Source organism: Saccharothrix sp. NRRL B-16348, from assembly GCF_001280085.1.
GTDB lineage: Bacteria > Actinomycetota > Actinomycetes > Mycobacteriales > Pseudonocardiaceae > Actinosynnema.
The window spans coordinates 1-650 of the sequence record NZ_LGED01000088.1 but is presented as its reverse complement, the minus strand read 5'-3'; the positions used below and the strand labels follow the sequence as shown (position 1 = coordinate 650).

At 63.5% G+C, this 650-nt stretch carries 1 protein-coding gene; it reads right to left on the bottom strand.

All coding sequences use genetic code 11. The features are described from left to right. The coding region (locus tag ADK67_RS10385) for a glycoside hydrolase family 27 protein (RefSeq protein WP_197289383.1) at nt 1-650 on the bottom strand (650 nt) is incomplete at both ends.

Sequence of the window (650 nt, the reverse complement as noted above, 5' to 3'; positions counted from 1 at the left end):
ACCCACGACCAGCATGTCCGGGTCGTTCCAGTTGCCCGGACCCGTCTGCGCCGCCAACGGCGCCGTCACGTCCAGCACGTTCCCGACACCCATCGGATAGCTGTTGGTGTTCCCGTTCTGCCAGATGTCCAACAGGTCCTCGGTCGTCCGCCACAGGTCGGCGACCTCGCCCCAGTCGTACTTGTCCCCCGTCGGCGCGTGGAAACTGTTCGAGTTGATGCTGTACACGATCGGACGACCCGTCGCCCGCAACGCATCACGCATGACCGTGAACCGCGCGATCTGCTCATCACGCGTCCCACTGCCCGAACACCAGTCGTACTTCAGGTAGTCCACACCCCACGACGCGAACGACCGCGCGTCCTGCACCTCATGACCCTTGCTCCCCGTCGAACCGGGATGCGTCCCGACGCCCTGCGCACAGGTCTTCTCGTTGGGCGCCTGGTAGATGCCGAACTTCAAGCCCTTGGCGTGGATGTAGTCACCCAACGCCTTCATCCCACTCGGGAACTTCGTCGGATGCGCACGCAGATTCCCCGCACCGTCACGGATCGGATCGAACCAACAGTCATCCACCACCACATACTGATAACCCGCATCACGCATCCCCGACGACACCATCGCATCAGCCGCCTGCCGGACCTGACCCT